The following is a 15,769-nucleotide window of genomic DNA, read 5'->3' on the forward strand; positions in this document are numbered from 1 at the left end:
ACTGGCGCTGCTGCGCCGCATATTTTCCATCTTATTCAGCATACCGCAGCTGGGCAAAAATTGCAAGCAAATAAAAAATCGAACATTTGTTCTTGACAAATTCGGATTTTGCTCCTATTCTATGGCTCATCGAAAGGAGGTGAGGCCATGTGCAGAGAAAACGAAAAGCCGGATCGGCTGATCCGCATGCTGTACGACATCGCAGACGATGCGGAAGCGCCCGCGAACAGCCGGCTCAGCGCGATCAAGGAAATTCTCGACCGGACGGTCGGCAAAGGCGTAATGCTGGGCGGCGAGCAGACCGAAGTCCAGCCGGTGGAGATCGTGTTTCGGATCGTAGACGATACGAATTCCCCGTAACACGGCGGCAGGCGGCGTTCATGCAGTCGGACACGCTCGAAACACTGTTCGGCGGCGCGGCAGGCGGCGGCAAAAGCCACGGCCAGCTGCTCGATGCTTTGCGGTTTGCGGTGTGCTATCCGGGTTCGCGGCAGCTCATGCTGCGACGGACCATGCCGGAGCTGGAGCGCTCGCTTGTACCGGCGGCTTTGCGGCTGTATCCGCAGTGCATTGCAAAGTACAAGGTGAGTGAGCACCGGTGGGATTTTGCAAACGGTTCGGCGCTGGAATTCGGGTACTGCGACGCGGAAAGCGACGTGACCAGATACCAGAGCGCGGAATACGATGTCATCCGGTTCGATGAGCTGACACATTTCACCGAAAGCCAGTTCACCTATCTGCTGTCGCGTATCCGCGGCACGAACGGATTCCCCAAGCAGGTCAAGGCGACGACCAATCCCGGCGGTGTCGGTCACCAGTGGGTCAAGAGCCGGTTTATCGACTCCATGCCGCCGGACACCGTGCGCGAGTTCGACGGCGGCACGCGGCTGTTTCTGCCCGCAAGACTGGGCGATAACCCGTTTCTCCGCAAGGCGGATGCAGGCTACGAGAAACGCCTGAAGCTGCTCTCTCCTGCCGACCGGAAAGCACTGCTCGACGGCGTGTGGGAACTGAACGAGGGACAGTATTTCAGCGAATTTTCGCGCGACCTGCATATTGTAAAGCCGTATGCCATCCCGCATGACTGGCGGCGCTGCCTGACCATTGACTACGGTCTGGACATGCTGGCAGCGCTTTGGATCGCGCAAAGTCCGGACGGACACAGCGTGGTCTACCGCGAACTCTACCGTCCTGGACTCATCATTTCGGATGCAGCGGCGCAGATGCTTGCCTGTGAGACGGCCGGAGAACGCATTGACTGCCGTCTCGCGCCGCCCGATCTGTGGAACCGACGGCAGGAAACCGGCAGAAGCGCGGTAGAGCTGTTCGCGGACAGCGGACTGGATTTTGTCAAAAGCAGCAATGAACGTGTCGCCGGATGGCTGGCGCTGCACGAGCTGCTCATGCCGCGCAAGGATACGGACGGCGCCGTTCGTCCCAGACTGACGATTTTCGACACCTGCCGCAATCTGATCCGCACGCTGCCTGCGCTGCAGCACGACAAACGCAATCCGTCCGACACAGCGAACACGCCGCACGAGCTGACCCATGCGCCGGATGCGCTCCGCGGGTACGCCGCGACCATTTATGAGCCGGTTAAGGCTATGCCGCAGTCGGCGTATGACTGCGAAGTAGGAGAATTTCTCAGGTTTTGACTGAAAGGAGGCATTATGGAAATTTTATGTTACACGCTGTCTGCGGCGGTGCTGGTCCTGACCGGTGCAGTCATCTCCGGCGGTGTGGTTCTGCCGCGGCGTTTGCCGAAGGAGCACACGGCAGAATCTACGCCGGAGGATACGCTCAGCCGCGATCTGGCGGCGCTGATGAACTACGGACGAGAGGAGGACAACGATGAAATTTGATCCGTCACCGACAGCAATCTGGAAGAAATATGAGCGCGACCGCGACTACAAGCGCTCAATCGGTTTATACGACCGTGTGCGGCGCAACGAGGCATTTTACCTCGGCAGGCAGTGGGAGGGACTGCGCGTGCAGTCGCTCGACCCGCTGATCTTCAACGTGCTGCGCCGCTGTGTCAACCTGTTTGTGTCCATGCTGGTCTCCGACGATGTGGCGGTACGCGCCCAGCCGTTCGACATGGACAAGGACGGTCGGCAGACCGCGCATGTGCTCGAGCGTGCGTTTGCATCCGCGATCGAGCGTTCGGGTGTCAAGGCGCTCGGCCGCCCGCTGCTGAAAAACGCCTGTGTGGACGGTGATGCTTGCTTCTACATGCACTTTGATCCGGCGCTTGAGACCGGTCAGGCGGTCAAGGGCGATATTGCGGTGGAGCTGATCGATTCCACGAACATCTGCTTCGGCAACGCCGCCTGCGATGAGGTACAGCGCCAGCCGTACATTATCATTGCCATGCGGCGCGATGCAGATGAGGTGCGGCAGGAAGCGCGTGCCAACGGCATCTCCGCGAGTGACGCGGAAGCCATTCGACCGGATGATGTGGGCGAGTACCACCGTTACCGTACCTCGAGCGACAGTGACCGCGTGACTGTACTGCTGCACATGCGCAGGACCGAGAACGGCATTGCCTTCTGCAAGACCACGCGAAACGCGGTCGTAATGCGCGAAAAGGTGCTCCCCTATCGGCTGTATCCGGTGACGCATCTGTGTTGGAACCGCGTGCGCGGCTCGTGCCACGGCGAAAGTCCGCTGACCGAGGCCATTCCGAACCAGATTGCCATCAACAAGCTGTACTCGATGTACGTCCAGTGCATCAAGCAGGTGGCGTTCCCTAAGATCGTGTACGACATGACGCGATTCCCGAACGGCTGGTCGAATGACGTCGGCAAGGCAATCGGCATGCGCGGCAACCCGAACGACGCCATCGCGGCGGCGTTCCGTGCACCGGATATCTCGGCGCAGGTGCTGCAGCTGCTCAAGCAAATGATGACCGATACCGCGGAACTCATGGGCGCAAGCGAAGCCGCACTCGGCACGGTCAATCCGGACAACACCTCGGCAATTATCGCGGTGCAGAACGCTACGGCGGCGCCGCTCGAGCTGACCAAAATGGAGTTCTACCGCTTCACTGAGGACTGGGCGCGCGTGTTTCTCGATCTGATGGGCGCGCACTACGGCGTGCGCACGCTCGTTCTGCCGAACGAGGACGGCGACGAACCCGAAAAATGCACGTTCGACTTCTCCGCACTCGCCGGACAGGACATGCGCCTGCAGGTGGATGTCGGCGCGGCAAGCTACTGGTCCGAAACCATGCAGACGATGACAAACGATCATCTGCTGGAGAGCGGCGTTATTTCTGACCCGCTCGTATATCTGGAAAACGTACCGGATTATCAGGTACGCGGCAAACACGACCTGCTGCACGCGCTCCGCGTACAGCGACAGCAGCAAAAGGAGGCAAACAGTAATGCAGAAAACAGCAATGAATCCTAATCCCGAGCAGGAAACGGCGATCAATCCGTTCGCACAGGAGCAGGCGGCGGAAATCCAGCCGCAGGAAAATGCGCAGACCTATCCGGTCGAGGTGGACGGCGATATCGTCGAACTGACGCTCGAGGAGCTGATCGACGCAGCCGCACAGGGCCTTTCCAAGCGCAACGCCTACATCCGCCGTAATCGTGCGGCAAACGCCATGCCGAACGGCCAGATCTACGCCGCATTCGTCGAGGAATATCCCGATGTCCGTCCCGAGGACATTCCGCAGCAGGTATGGGAGTGGGCGCAGCAGGAAGGCTCGCTCGTGTCCGCGTACCGCAAGTGGGAGATTGCCGAGCTGAGAGACGAACTCGCCGCCCTCGAGATGAACCAGAAGAACCGCCGTGCGGCGGTCGGTCCGGCGCAGTCGGACGGGGAACCCACGGGAGCAGATCCGGTCACCCTCGCTTTGCTCGGCAAGTAACACTCTCATCACTTCACGATTTAACATTTATATAGGAGGTAAATTTTTATGGCTATCAATCTCGCAAGCAAGTATTCCGACCAGATTGCGGAGGTATTCACCCGTGCGTCCTTCATCAAGGGCAAGACCGCGGAGACGTATGACCTGACCGGCGTGAAAACGCTCAAGGTTTACACCCCGATCACGGTGGAGGAGGTCGATTACGACCGTGACGGCGGTCTCAAGCGCTACGGCGATGTGACCGAAATGCAGGACGTGGTGCAGGAACTGACCATGACGCAGGACAAGGCGTTTACCCTGACCATCGACAAGGGCAACAACCTCGATCAGAATCTGGTCAAGAACGCCGCCGACATGCTGCGCCTGCAGCTGAACGAGAAGTCCACGCCGGCGGCAGACAAGTACGCATTCAAGCGCTTTGTCACCATGGCGGGCAGCATTGTGGAAAGTGCAAAGCCGACCAAGGCGAATATCATCAGCAAGATCGCGGACGCTTCTCAGGCGCTCGATGACGCGCTCGTGCCGGACGACAACCGCTATCTGTATCTGACGAGCGAAATGTACAAGCTGGTGTGCACTTCGGACGAGTTTGCAGGCGTGGATGTGCTGGCGCGTCAGTCCATCGCCAAGGGCGTGTGCGGCGAGGTATTCGGCATGAATGTCGTCCGCGTTCCCAAGAGCTATCTGCCGGAGGACGTGTACTTCCTCGTTGCACACAAGGATGCCGTGCTCATGCCGTACAAGATTGCGGATGCCAAGGTGCATGAGGACCCGGTCGGCGTGTCCGGTGCGCTGATCGAGGGCCGTCACTACTACGACGCGTATGTGCTCGGCGCAAAGTGCGGCGGCGTATATGCACTGGTCGATGAGGACTGCCGCTCGAGCGCACCGACCATCAGCCAGGGCAAGATCACCGCGTTCGGCAAGGTGCGCTACACCCTGGACGGCTCGGATCCGCGCTACTCGGATTCCGCTAAGGATTATGTTGCCGGCACCGTGCTGACGCCTGAAACCGGCTGCAAGATCCGCGCATACTGTGTGCAGTCCGGCGCGTATCCGTCCGAGGTAGCGGAAGGCTAAATTCAGATAGGCGTTAGGAGTGAGGAGATAGGAGTTTTTCTTCGTTTACTCCTCACTCCTTCTCCTAACTTCTCACTGTATCCAATGAACCCATCACAAAGGAGGTAATCCTATGACCGGAACCGAATGCTTTCGTGCAGCGCTGAATATTTTATCCGAAACGCCGGACAGCGGTGTGTATTACGAGCAGTTTGCGCTCGGTGCGCTCAACCAACTGTTAGCGAACAGCCTGCGCGAGATGAACGCGGAACGTGCGTCTGACGGCAAAGACGTGCTGCTTGTGCCGCCGCGCATGACGACGCTGACCGAGGAACTGCCCGCCGGTGACTGGCTGGCGCGCGAATGTTTTCCGTACGGACTGGCGGCGCTGCTTGTCGCGGATGACGACAAGGCCAAGTTCAACTGGGCGGCAACCGAATACAGCGAACGCCTGCTGAGTCACTGTCCCGCGCAGTTTACCGCCGTGCAGGAGATGATTTAATGCGAAGCTACGAATTCCCCTATCCGGAGACCGAGCAGCAGACTGTGGTCAGCCGGTTCGGCGGCATCGACTGCCGCACGCATCCGACCAAGGTGTCTCTCTCCCGCTCGCCGGATATGCAGAACATGATCTGCGACCAGAACGATTTTCTGGTAAAGCGCACCGGATGGCGCACACAGGCGCAGTTTAACGCCCCCATCTATGGGTTATTCGCTATGCCGGATGGCATTGGCTGTGCCGTTCACGCAGGTGCAAAGCTGTATTTTCGGACACCGGACGGCACGCAGACCGAGCTGTGCGCGGACATGAACGAGGCGTTTTCCCAGTCGTTCACGGTGAAGGGTGTACTCTACCTGATGGACGGCAAAACCTATCGTGCGGTGCGCAAAAGCAGCAAAAACACGGTCTGGGAAGCCGTTCCGGTATCCGGCACCGCCTATGTGCCGACCACGACCATCTCTGCGGCGCCGACCGGCGGCGGCACCAGCTACGAGGCGGTAAATCTCTTGACGCCTAAGCGCATCAACACCTTTATCGGGGACGGCACGGCGACCCAGTTCAAGGTGGACGCGACCGGCCTCGACGAGACAGCTGTCACGGCTGAGGTGAACGGCTCGGCGGTTACCGTTTCGGCGGTAAACCGCTCGACCGGTCTGGTAACGCTGGCCGCTGCTCCGGCAAACGGAAACGGACTGGCGAATGTGTCCATCGCGTTTGCCAAAACCGTCAGCGGGCATGCGGACAAGATCAACAAATGCCGCTTTGCCGGTCTGTACGGCGGCAAAAACGACACGCGCGTGTTCCTCTCCGGCAACCCGGACGAGCCGGACTGCGACTGGCAGAGCGGCCTATACGACCCGACCTACTTTCCGGACACCGGCTACACTCGCATGGGCACGGACGCATCTGCGATCGTCGGCTATCTCAAGCAGTACGAAAGTCAGGTCGTGGTCAAGTCCGGCGGCGCACAAGAGGCGACCAGCTATCTGCGCACCTACATGATGGCGGATGACGGTTCTGCGCTGTATCCTCTCAAGCAGGGTGCGCAAGGTGAAGGCGCGATTTCGAGCCGCTGCTTCGCCGTGCTGAACGACCTGCCGCTGTATCTCTCGGCAAGAGGTGTGCAGGGCGTGTACGGCACCGCCGTTGCCGAACAGCGGACGATCCGCTCGGTATCCGATGCCATTGTGCCGAAATTATCGCAGGAGACCGACCTCCAAAGCGCCTGTGCGGTGGTATTCGAGGGCAAATATTATCTGGCAGTGAACGGACACATTTATGTCGCGGACGGCTCTCTGACCGAGGAAAACGGCGATCCGGCGTGGTTTTTCTGGGTGAACGTGCCTGCACAGTGTCTGGCGGTGCTGAACGGTCATCTGTGGTTCGGCACGGCAGACGGTCGGCTGTGCCGCTTTGCCAAAAGCGAGGAGGAGCACGCCTATCTTGATGACACGGCGGCGATTGCCGCGTACTGGCGCACGCCTACCATGCCCTTATCCGACTGGAGCCGCTTCAAGACCGTGCGGGACGTGATTCCGACGCTCATGCCGCATTCCCGCTCGGGCGCGACCGTGAAGTACGAGAACGAAAACGGTGTCCAGCTTGCGCTTTCCCGCAATATGGACCTGTTTTCCTTCCGCACACTGGATTTTTCGCGGTTCTCCTTCCGGTGCATTCCGGGTGCGGTGACGTACCGTACCCGCTGGAAGCAGCACCGCAGTCCGCTGTTTGCCGTGCGCATCGGCAACGACCGGCCGGATGAGCCGTTTGGTCTGCTCGCGCTCACCATCCGCTGGACACAGGGTCAGACCGTAATTTAGAAAGGAGGATTCCCCTTTGGCAATCATCAAATCAACTTCCACACGCCGAACATCAACGATAAAGTCAACCGCATCCAAGTCCACTTCGACTAAGACGGCGGCAAGCAAATCGACGTCGAGCAAGTCCTCCGGCACGCTCAATTCCAATGGCTACCGCGACAATTTTGACTACTCGGCGGCGATCGCCGGCACGACTGATTCAGCGAAACGCCAGCAGCTGCTGAGCGAACGCCAGAACAAGATCGACTCGCTCGGTCTCGGCGGCAAGGTTGCGTCCAACGACGCGGTTTCGACGTGGAACGGCACCTACCGTCCGTACTCGGTTTCAAGCACAACAACCGGTGCAAACCGTGTCAGCAGCCTGTATGATGCGGCGGAAAATGCCCGTTTCAAGCGATTTGAGACCGCCCGCAGCCGCATTGCAAAACAGCTCGAGAGCAATCTCGCGTCCATCGAGAACGACTACGCCGCCGGTATGCGTCAGACCGATATCAATGCCCGACAGTCCGCGGTGAACAACGAGGAAAAGCTGGCGGCGCTCGGACTTAACATGGGCGCACGCGGGCAGGCAGCCACCAGCGGCATGGCGGAGACCAGCCGCATTGCGGTGGACAACCGGTACCGCAGCGACCTGAATTCGCTTGGGCAGGCGCGTCTGTCCGCGCGTGCGGCAGCGCAGAATGCTGCCGATGAACAGACCGCAGCCGCCGAGAACAGCTACTATACCGCATCGGAAAATGCGGCGCTCCAGCAGGCGCAGGCGGCACTGAGCCAGTTTAACGCCGACCGCGATTACGGCTTGTCTGTAGCCGGTCTGACCGGCTTCCTGAACGGCACGCCGACGCTGAACTGGCGCAATTATCAGCTGAATGTCAGCAGTGCGGCCGCGAATGCACAGACCCGTGCCTACGAGCAGGCGCTTGAGCGCTGGAAAACCAGCGGATACGTTCGTCAGAGTGACGCGGCTATCCTCGGTGTGCCCGCCGGAACACCGACCGCCGATGTCAGCTACAAGAACGCAGCGCTCGCGCTGCAGCGATGGAAGAACGGCTACGGCGGCTGATTTTTTCAAGCCGTGTCTGTTCGAAAAAATAAATCACCTCTGCGCACAAGGCACAGAGGTGATTTATGATAAAGAAATGAAAATGTGAGCAATTTTATCCAAAAAGCCAGATTCTCTGTTTCAGCACAGAGAATTCGCTATGCTATTGCATATATGATAGCACAGGTTTGTCCGTCCGTCAACTCAAGCGCAAGAATTTACTATATATTCGCAAGAAATTGCTATAAAAAACCGCACGCAAAAGCGTGCGGTTTTCTCATATTGCAGTATCGGTAAGGACGGAGACTTACTTGTTCTTCAGGTTGAAGAAAGCCTTCTTGCCCAGGAACTGTGCAACGTCCTCGCCCAGCTCTTCCTCGATGCGGAGCAGCTGGTTGTATTTTGCAACGCGGTCGGTACGAGACGGAGCACCGGTCTTGATCTGGCCAGCGTTCAGTGCAACAGCGATATCAGCGATGGTTGCGTCCTCGGTCTCGCCGGAACGGTGGGATACAACTGCGGTGTAGCCTGCGCGGTTAGCCATCTGGATAGCGTCCAGGGTCTCGGTCAGGGAGCCGATCTGGTTAACCTTGATCAGGATGGAGTTAGCAACGCCCAGCTCGATGCCCTTGGACAGACGAGCGGTGTTGGTTACGAACAGGTCGTCACCAACCAGCTGGATCTTGTCGCCCAGAGTCTTGGTCAGCATAGCCCAGCCTTCCCAATCTTCCTCTGCCATGCCGTCCTCGAGGGAGATGATCGGGTACTTCTCAGCGAAGTTCTTCCACATCTTAACCAGCTGCTGCTGAGTCAGCTTCTTGCCGGACTTCGGCTGGATATAGCACTTCTCCTCGTCGTTCCACCACTCGGAGGAAGCAGCGTCGATCGCGATCATGAAGTCCTCGCCCGGCTTGTAACCAGCTTCTTCGATTGCCTGAACGATAACCTTCAGAGCGTCCTCGTCCTTCTTCAGGTTCGGAGCGTAGCCGCCCTCATCGCCTACACCTGCTGCCGGAGTGCCGTTCTCCTTCAGGGTGGTCTTCAGCTGATGGAATACCTCTGCACAGCGGCGCAGAGCCTCGCGGAAGGACGGAGCGGAAACCGGCATGATCATGAATTCCTGAATCTCAACGTTGTTGGTAGCGTGTGCGCCGCCGTTCAGGATGTTCATCATCGGCATCGGCAGGGTCTTAGCGTTGCAGCCGCCGATGTAGTTGTACAGCGGCAGGCTCAGAGCCTCTGCAGCAGCCTTGGCAACAGCCAGGGATACGCCGAGGATAGCGTTTGCGCCGAACTTGGTCTTGTTCGGGGTGCCGTCAGCCTCGATCATAGCCTTGTCGATTGCCTGCTGGTCGAGAGCGTTCATGCCGATAACAACCTCAGCGATCTCGCCGTTTACAGCGTCAACAGCCTTGAGTACGCCCTTGCCGTTGTAGCGGGACTTGTCGCCGTCACGCAGCTCGCAAGCCTCGAAGATACCGGTGGAAGCACCGGACGGAACAGCAGCGCGGCCCATGTATGCGCCGGTGTCGCCCTCAACGTAAACCTCAACCTCAACGGTCGGGTTGCCGCGGGAGTCCATAACTTCGCGGCCGATTACATCAACAATTTCAATGTAGCCCTTCATAATTCTTTCTCCTTCTTATTATAAAATAAAATGGTTGGCTAACGAAACAGCAAAAATCACATTTTTGCTGCGCCGCGCGCACGCGGCGATAAAATTCCCCATAAAAGTCCAGCTCTGCCGGACTTTTATACCACTGCTTCGGGACACGTGTCCCGAACCGTCTTTGCCGTGCAAAGATGAGGGGAATATCCGAAAAAGTTTCCTTGGGAACTTTTTCGGTATCTAAGGGGGACAACGTCCCCCTTGGAGACTTACTTAACAAGCAGACTGTGACCCGTCATCTCCTCCGGCTGCTTGAGACCCATCATATCCAGCATGGTGGGAACCAGATCAGCCAGTACGCCGCCTTCTGCCAGCTTGCCCTCGTGACCGACCATTACGAGCGGCACCGGGTTAGTGGAATGTGCGGTGAACGGAGTAACACCATCGGCATCAAGCATCTGATCGACGTTGCCGTGGTCGGCGGTAATCAGGCACTGGCCGCCCATCTTGAGGATGGCGTCAACGACCTTGCCTACGCCGTCATCGGTAGCCTCGATAGCCTTGACTGCAGCCTCGAATACGCCGGTGTGACCTACCATATCGCAGTTTGCGAAGTTGAGGATAACAACGTCGTACTTGCCGGACAGGATGCGCTTTACGCACTCCTCGGTAACGGCAGGCTCGCTCATCTCCGGCTGGAGATCATAAGTTGCAACCTTCGGGGACGGGATCAGAGCACGATCCTCGCCCGGGTACTCCTTCTCAACGCCGCCGTTGAAGAAGAACGTAACGTGTGCGTACTTCTCGGTCTCGGCAATGCGGAGCTGGGTCATACCCAGATCGGAGATATATTCACCGAACGTGTTCTTCAGGCTCTGCGACTTGAAGGCGATTTCCACGCCCGGAATAGTAGCATCGTACTGCGTCATGCAGACGTAGTGAATCTTAGGCTGTACGCGCTCAAAGCCGGTGAACTCCGGATCAACGAATGCACGGGTGATCTCACGTGCACGGTCGGGACGGAAGTTTGCGAAGATGATCGCGTCGTCGTCCTTGACGGTCGCGCCCTCGGTAACGATAACCGGAACAACGAACTCGTCGGTTACGCCGTTTGCGTAGGACTGCTCCATGGCCTCGTGTGCGGTAGCAGCGTGCTCGCCCTCGCCGAGTGCAATGGCGTTGTACGCCTTCTGCACACGATCCCAGCGGTTATCACGGTCCATTGCATAGTAACGGCCGGATACGGTTGCGATGCAGCCGACCTCGACAGCGTCGATCTTGGCCTGCAGGCGGTCGATATACTCGATACCGGACTGCGGCGGCGTGTCGCGGCCGTCCATGAAGCAGTGGAAGCAAACCTTGCGCAGACCATTGCGGCGTGCCAGCTCAAGCAGCGCAAACATGTGGTCAATGTGGGAATGCACACCGCCGTCAGACAGCAGACCGAAAATGTGCAGGGTGGAATCGAACCACTTGCACTGGTTGATAGCACTCATCAGAGCCGGATTCTCGAAGAAATCGCCGTCCTGGATAGCCTTGGTGATGCGGGTCAGCTCCTGATATACAATGCGGCCTGCACCGATGTTGGTGTGGCCAACCTCGGAGTTGCCCATCTGGCCGTCCGGCAGACCAACGTCCAGACCGGATGCACCGATATAGGTGAGCGGGTTCTCTGCGAAAATCTTATCGAGATTCGGCTTTTTAGCAGCCTCGATGGCGTTGCCCTTGGTCTCCTCGCGGTGGCCGAAGCCGTCCATGATGATCAGAGCGGTCGGCTTCTTCGGGCCCTCTGCCTTCTTGGCAGCAGCGGTGGCTGCCTTGGGCTTGCGGCCGCGCTTTGCTGCCGGCTTTTTCTCCTCGGCAGTCTTAGCAGCGGTCTTGCGATTACGCTTTGCCGCCGGCTTTTTTGCAGGAGCCGGATCTGCCAGAACATTAACCGGTGCGGAAGTCTTGATCTCGACTACCTCTACCTCCGGCATGCCCGGCATAGTGGTTTTTTTCATACTGATAAAACTCCTTTACAGAAGCGAACGATAAGAGAATAAAAGGGGACACGATATGCACCATGTCCCCCTCCGCAAAACGGTGAGGGAGCGTTTCCCTTTCCCGTATCCTTATCTTACTGGTTAGCTGCTTCTACGATGGTAGCGAAGTCAGCGCTCTTCAGGGAGGCACCGCCGATCAGGCCGCCGTCAACGTCCGGCTGAGCCAGCAGCTCGGAAGCGTTCTTCGCGTTCATAGAACCGCCGTACTGGATGGTGATGCCGCGTGCAGCGCGTGCGCCGTACTTCTCGCGCAGGCAGTCACGGATAGCGGAGCAAACCTCGTTAGCCTGCTCTGCGGTAGCGGTCTTGCCGGTACCGATTGCCCAGATCGGCTCGTAAGCGATAACGACCTTCTTGATGTCCTCAACAGCTACGTTCTGCAGAGCGATCTTGATCTGCTTGCGGATAACTTCCATGGTAACGTCCTGCTCGCGCTCGGTCAGAGACTCGCCTACGCACAGGATCGGGCGCAGACCGTTCTCAAGAGCGACCTGAACCTTCTTGCCGCAAGCCTCGTCGGTCTCGTTGAAGTACTGACGGCGCTCGGAGTGGCCGATGATAACGTACTTAACGCCCAGCTCCTTGAGCATGTCAGCGGAGATCTCGCCGGTGAAAGCGCCGGACTTCTCGAAGTGCATGTTCTCAGCGCCGATTGCAATCTTGGAGCCCTTAGCAGCCTTTACAGCAGCCTGAATATCGGTAAACGGTACGCAAAGAACCATCTCGCACCACTTGGTCTTGGACAGGAGCGGCTTCATCTCTTCGATCAGAGCCTTTGCCTCTGCCGGAGTCTTGTTCATCTTCCAGTTGCCGGCGATAATGGTCTTACGATATCTGCGATTCATGTTGGTTTTACCCCTTTCAAACATTCGGACGGACATTTCCGTCTTAAATCTTTATGTATTTATACGGAGCGCTCAACAGAACGCGCTCCGATATAAAGCGTTCCTAATGGACTTACTTGTCCTGCAGGCATGCGATGCCCGGCAGCTCCAGACCCTCGAGGAACTCCAGAGAAGCACCGCCGCCGGTGGAGATGTGGGTCATCTTGTCAGCAAAGCCCAGCTTCTCAACAGCAGCTGCGGAGTCGCCGCCGCCGATGATGGAAACAGCCTTGCTCTCAGCGATTGCCTTGGCAACAGCCTTGGTGCCGACTGCGAAGGTGTCAAACTCGAATACGCCCATCGGACCGTTCCAAACAACGGTGCCTGCGTCCTTAACAGCCTCGGAGAACAGCTCTACGGTCTTCGGGCCGATGTCCATGCCCATCATGTCAGCCGGGATCTTGCCAGCCTCGTATACGACCGGAGCAGCGTCCGCGCCGAAGTGATCTGCACAAACGGTATCAACCGGCAGGAGCAGCTTAACGCCCTTGTCAGCAGCCTTCTTGAGCAGGCCGAGTGCCAGCTCGATCTTGTCTTCCTCACAGAGAGAGGTGCCGATCTCGCCGCCCTTTGCCTTGGAGAAGGTGTAGGCCATGCCGCCGCCGATGATGATGGTGTCGCACTTGTCGATCAGGTTCTCGATAACGCCGATCTTGTCGGAAACCTTAGCGCCGCCCAGGATTGCAACGAACGGACGAGCCGGGTCGCTCAGAGCCTTGCCCATGATGGAGATTTCCTTCTTGATCAGGAAGCCGCATACAGCCGGCAGGTAATCTGCGATGCCTGCGGTGGAAGCGTGTGCACGGTGTGCGGTGCCGAATGCGTCGTTGACGTAAATGTCAGCCATGTCAGCCATAGCCTTTGCCAGCGCAGCGTCGTTCTTGGTCTCGCCCTTTTCAAAGCGAACATTCTCAAGCAGAACGACCTCGCCCGGCTTAACCTCAGCGGCCAGCTTCTTAGCGTCCTCGCCTACAACGTCCTTTGCCAGCTTGACTTCCTTGCCAAGCAGCTCGCTCAGGCGCTTAGCGACCGGAGCCAGCGAATACTTCATGTTTACTTCGCCCTTCGGACGGCCGAGGTGCGAGCACAGGATTACAGCAGCGTTGTGATCCAGCAGGTAGTTGATGGTCTCCAGCGAAGCACGGATGCGCTTGTCGTCGGTGATGTTGCCGTTCTCGTCCTGCGGTACGTTAAAATCGCAGCGGGCAATTACCTTCTTGCCGGATACGTCGATATCCTCAACGCTCTTCTTGTTATACTGCATAAATATCCCTCTCCTTTAAGATGTATTATAAAGTTACGATAAGGAACAAAAGCACGGTTGTTATTACTACAATAATTCCGTTTCCAATACAGAATTATACTCGTAATTCGTGTCATTCGCAAGCAAAATTGTGAAAATCATCACATTCCAACTCGCTTTTAGAGGATTTTTGCGTTTTTCGCCAAAAAGTTGCGAAATATTAAACAACATTCACAATTTTTGCATCAATCCCGCGGCGTTCCATAATACGCTACAGCCATCGCCAGCGGACCAGTATTTGTCAGAACCGAGGGACCGATCACTACGCGTTCCACATCGCGGAATCCAATTTCGGTACGCAGACGCTTTTCCATTTCATCCAGACGCTCGGCGGGTACATCGCCGTAGAGCAGGATAGCCGTCTGCTTATCCGGCTGCACCACACGGGCGGAGACTTTTTTGCTCATTCCGGCAACGAGTGCCTTCTCACCGCGCACCTTGTCACACACCTTTACCGCACCGTCATACACATGGCTGATGGGCTTGAGACCGAGCGCCTCACCCACGAAAGCCGCGCCGCCCGAAATACGGCCGGACTTCTTGAGGAACTTGAGGCTGTACACGCCGAGGTAGGCTTCCACGCGGTTAAGACGGCTCTTTACCACGCTGACGATCGCGTCGAAGCTCTCGCCCTGCTCGCGCATTTCGGCAGCCTTGACAACAATGTGTCCGTAAATGTAGGTGTAGGTCTTGGAGTCAATGACCTCGATGGTCATTTTGCCCTCGCCCTGCTCCTCCTCAAACATGGATTTTGCAAGGCAGGCCGCCTGATAGGTACCCGAGCCGCCGCCGTTGATGAGCACTGCCAGCAGATGCGTGCAGCCGCGCTCAAATGCACGGTTGTAGGACTCGAGGAATACAGTCGGCGTAGTCATGGCCGTGCCGGGAATCTCGCTGCTGGTCTCGAGCAGCCTGCAGTAGTCCTCGGATGTGATGTCGTAATATTCGCGGAAGCTGCGTCCCTCATGCGTCAGCATGATCGGAACGATCTCGATTCCGTGGGCTTCCACCAGCTCGTGTGGGATATCCGACGAGGAATCGGTCAAAATATGAATCTTTTCCATGCTTTACTCCTTTATGCCTGCGGAAACGGTCCCGCAAGTCTCAGATTTTCAAAGCCGGTCTGCCGCAGTGCCTCAAACACAATAACAGCGACCGAGTTAGACAGATTAAGGCTGCGCGCGCCCTCTCTCATGGGAATGCGGACGCAGCGTTCCGGGTGCTCGATGAGCAGCGCTTCCGGCAGACCGCGGGTCTCTTTGCCGAACATCAGGTAGTCGCCGTCGCGGTATTCCACCTCATGATAGGCGTGCGGCGCCTTTGTTGTCGCATAGAAGTAGCGGCCGTCCGGATTTTTCTCAAAAAATTCATCCAGATTTTTATACATACGCACATCGAGCAGATGCCAGTAATCCAGACCGGCCCGCTTCATGCGCTTATCGTCGATAGCAAAGCCGAGCGGCTCGACCAGATGCAGCACACAGCCTGTCGCCGCACAGGTGCGGGCAATGTTGCCGGTGTTCTGCGGGATCTCCGGCTCGACCAAAACAATGTTGAGCATACTTTCGCCTCATTTACGAACTAAACTTCTTCTATTTTATGCGATAACACCGTATTTTTCAAGGTAT

At 57.5% G+C, this 15,769-nt stretch carries 15 protein-coding genes; 9 read left to right on the forward strand and 6 right to left on the reverse strand.

Annotated features, from left to right (window positions below):
* The first annotated feature begins 147 nt into the window (after nt 1-147).
* The 9 genes from DW088_RS05090 to DW088_RS05130 all read left to right on the forward strand — a co-directional run bounded on the left by DW088_RS05090 (nt 148) and on the right by DW088_RS05130 (nt 8,321).
* Nucleotides 148-360 carry a hypothetical protein gene (locus tag DW088_RS05090; RefSeq protein WP_118359994.1) on the forward strand — a complete coding sequence of 71 codons (213 nt, stop codon included), beginning with the start codon at nt 148-150 and terminating at the stop codon, nt 358-360.
* 20 nt (nt 361-380) lie between these two features.
* Complete coding sequence (locus DW088_RS05095; protein ID WP_118359996.1) at nt 381-1,655, forward strand: phage terminase large subunit; 1,275 nt, start codon at nt 381-383, stop codon at nt 1,653-1,655.
* Between the two features lie 15 nt (nt 1,656-1,670).
* The gene (locus DW088_RS05100) at nt 1,671-1,862 is read left to right on the forward strand and encodes a hypothetical protein (protein WP_118359998.1); all 192 of its coding nucleotides are present in this window, start codon (nt 1,671-1,673) and stop codon (nt 1,860-1,862) included.
* A complete protein-coding gene (locus DW088_RS05105; protein ID WP_118360000.1) occupies nt 1,852-3,411 on the forward strand; it encodes a hypothetical protein in 1,560 nt (519 codons plus the stop codon). The genes DW088_RS05100 and DW088_RS05105 overlap by 11 nt, the downstream gene beginning before the upstream one ends.
* Nucleotides 3,386-3,877, forward strand: a complete 492-nt coding sequence (locus DW088_RS05110) for a hypothetical protein (RefSeq protein ID WP_118360002.1) — start codon at nt 3,386-3,388, stop codon at nt 3,875-3,877. The genes DW088_RS05105 and DW088_RS05110 overlap by 26 nt, the downstream gene beginning before the upstream one ends.
* Before the next feature lie 48 nt (nt 3,878-3,925).
* Nucleotides 3,926-4,957, forward strand: coding sequence for an FN3 associated domain-containing protein (locus DW088_RS05115; RefSeq protein ID WP_117751069.1), 1,032 nt, complete (start codon nt 3,926-3,928; stop codon nt 4,955-4,957).
* Between the two features lie 112 nt (nt 4,958-5,069).
* Nucleotides 5,070-5,438: a hypothetical protein gene (locus DW088_RS05120; protein WP_118360003.1), complete on the forward strand. Its 369-nt coding sequence runs from the start codon at nt 5,070-5,072 to the stop codon at nt 5,436-5,438.
* The gene (locus DW088_RS05125; protein WP_118360004.1) at nt 5,438-7,258 is read left to right on the forward strand and encodes a hypothetical protein; all 1,821 of its coding nucleotides are present in this window, start codon (nt 5,438-5,440) and stop codon (nt 7,256-7,258) included. The genes DW088_RS05120 and DW088_RS05125 overlap by 1 nt, the downstream gene beginning before the upstream one ends.
* Nucleotides 7,259-7,274: 16 nt before the next feature.
* Nucleotides 7,275-8,321 (forward strand): hypothetical protein, encoded by a 1,047-nt coding sequence (locus tag DW088_RS05130; RefSeq protein ID WP_118360005.1) that lies wholly within the window; start codon nt 7,275-7,277, stop codon nt 8,319-8,321.
* A 286-nt stretch (nt 8,322-8,607) separates the two neighbouring features.
* On the opposite strand, the gene eno is transcribed toward DW088_RS05130, so the two are convergent.
* The 6 genes from eno to trmL form a co-directional block, all read right to left on the reverse strand.
* Nucleotides 8,608-9,927: a phosphopyruvate hydratase gene (gene eno / locus DW088_RS05135; RefSeq protein WP_117489732.1), complete on the reverse strand. Its 1,320-nt coding sequence runs from the start codon at nt 9,925-9,927 to the stop codon at nt 8,608-8,610.
* 251 nt (nt 9,928-10,178) lie between these two features.
* A complete protein-coding gene (gene gpmI / locus DW088_RS05140; RefSeq protein WP_279217331.1) occupies nt 10,179-11,912 on the reverse strand; it encodes a 2,3-bisphosphoglycerate-independent phosphoglycerate mutase in 1,734 nt (577 codons plus the stop codon).
* Nucleotides 11,913-12,028: 116 nt separating this feature from the next.
* Entirely contained in the window at nt 12,029-12,799 is a 771-nt protein-coding gene (gene tpiA, locus DW088_RS05145) for a triose-phosphate isomerase (protein ID WP_110435367.1), read from the reverse strand.
* Between the two features lie 112 nt (nt 12,800-12,911).
* Nucleotides 12,912-14,102, reverse strand: a complete 1,191-nt coding sequence (locus DW088_RS05150) for a phosphoglycerate kinase (protein ID WP_118360006.1) — start codon at nt 14,100-14,102, stop codon at nt 12,912-12,914.
* 224 nt (nt 14,103-14,326) lie between these two features.
* Nucleotides 14,327-15,205: a DegV family protein gene (locus DW088_RS05155; RefSeq protein ID WP_118360007.1), complete on the reverse strand. Its 879-nt coding sequence runs from the start codon at nt 15,203-15,205 to the stop codon at nt 14,327-14,329.
* 11 nt (nt 15,206-15,216) lie between these two features.
* Nucleotides 15,217-15,702, reverse strand: a complete 486-nt coding sequence (trmL, locus tag DW088_RS05160; RefSeq protein WP_118284636.1) for a tRNA (uridine(34)/cytosine(34)/5-carboxymethylaminomethyluridine(34)-2'-O)-methyltransferase TrmL — start codon at nt 15,700-15,702, stop codon at nt 15,217-15,219.
* Nucleotides 15,703-15,769: the final 67 nt, after the last annotated feature.

The sequence above is a fragment of the Butyricicoccus sp. AM05-1 genome (assembly GCF_003474415.1).
GTDB lineage: Bacteria > Bacillota > Clostridia > Oscillospirales > Butyricicoccaceae > Agathobaculum > Agathobaculum butyriciproducens.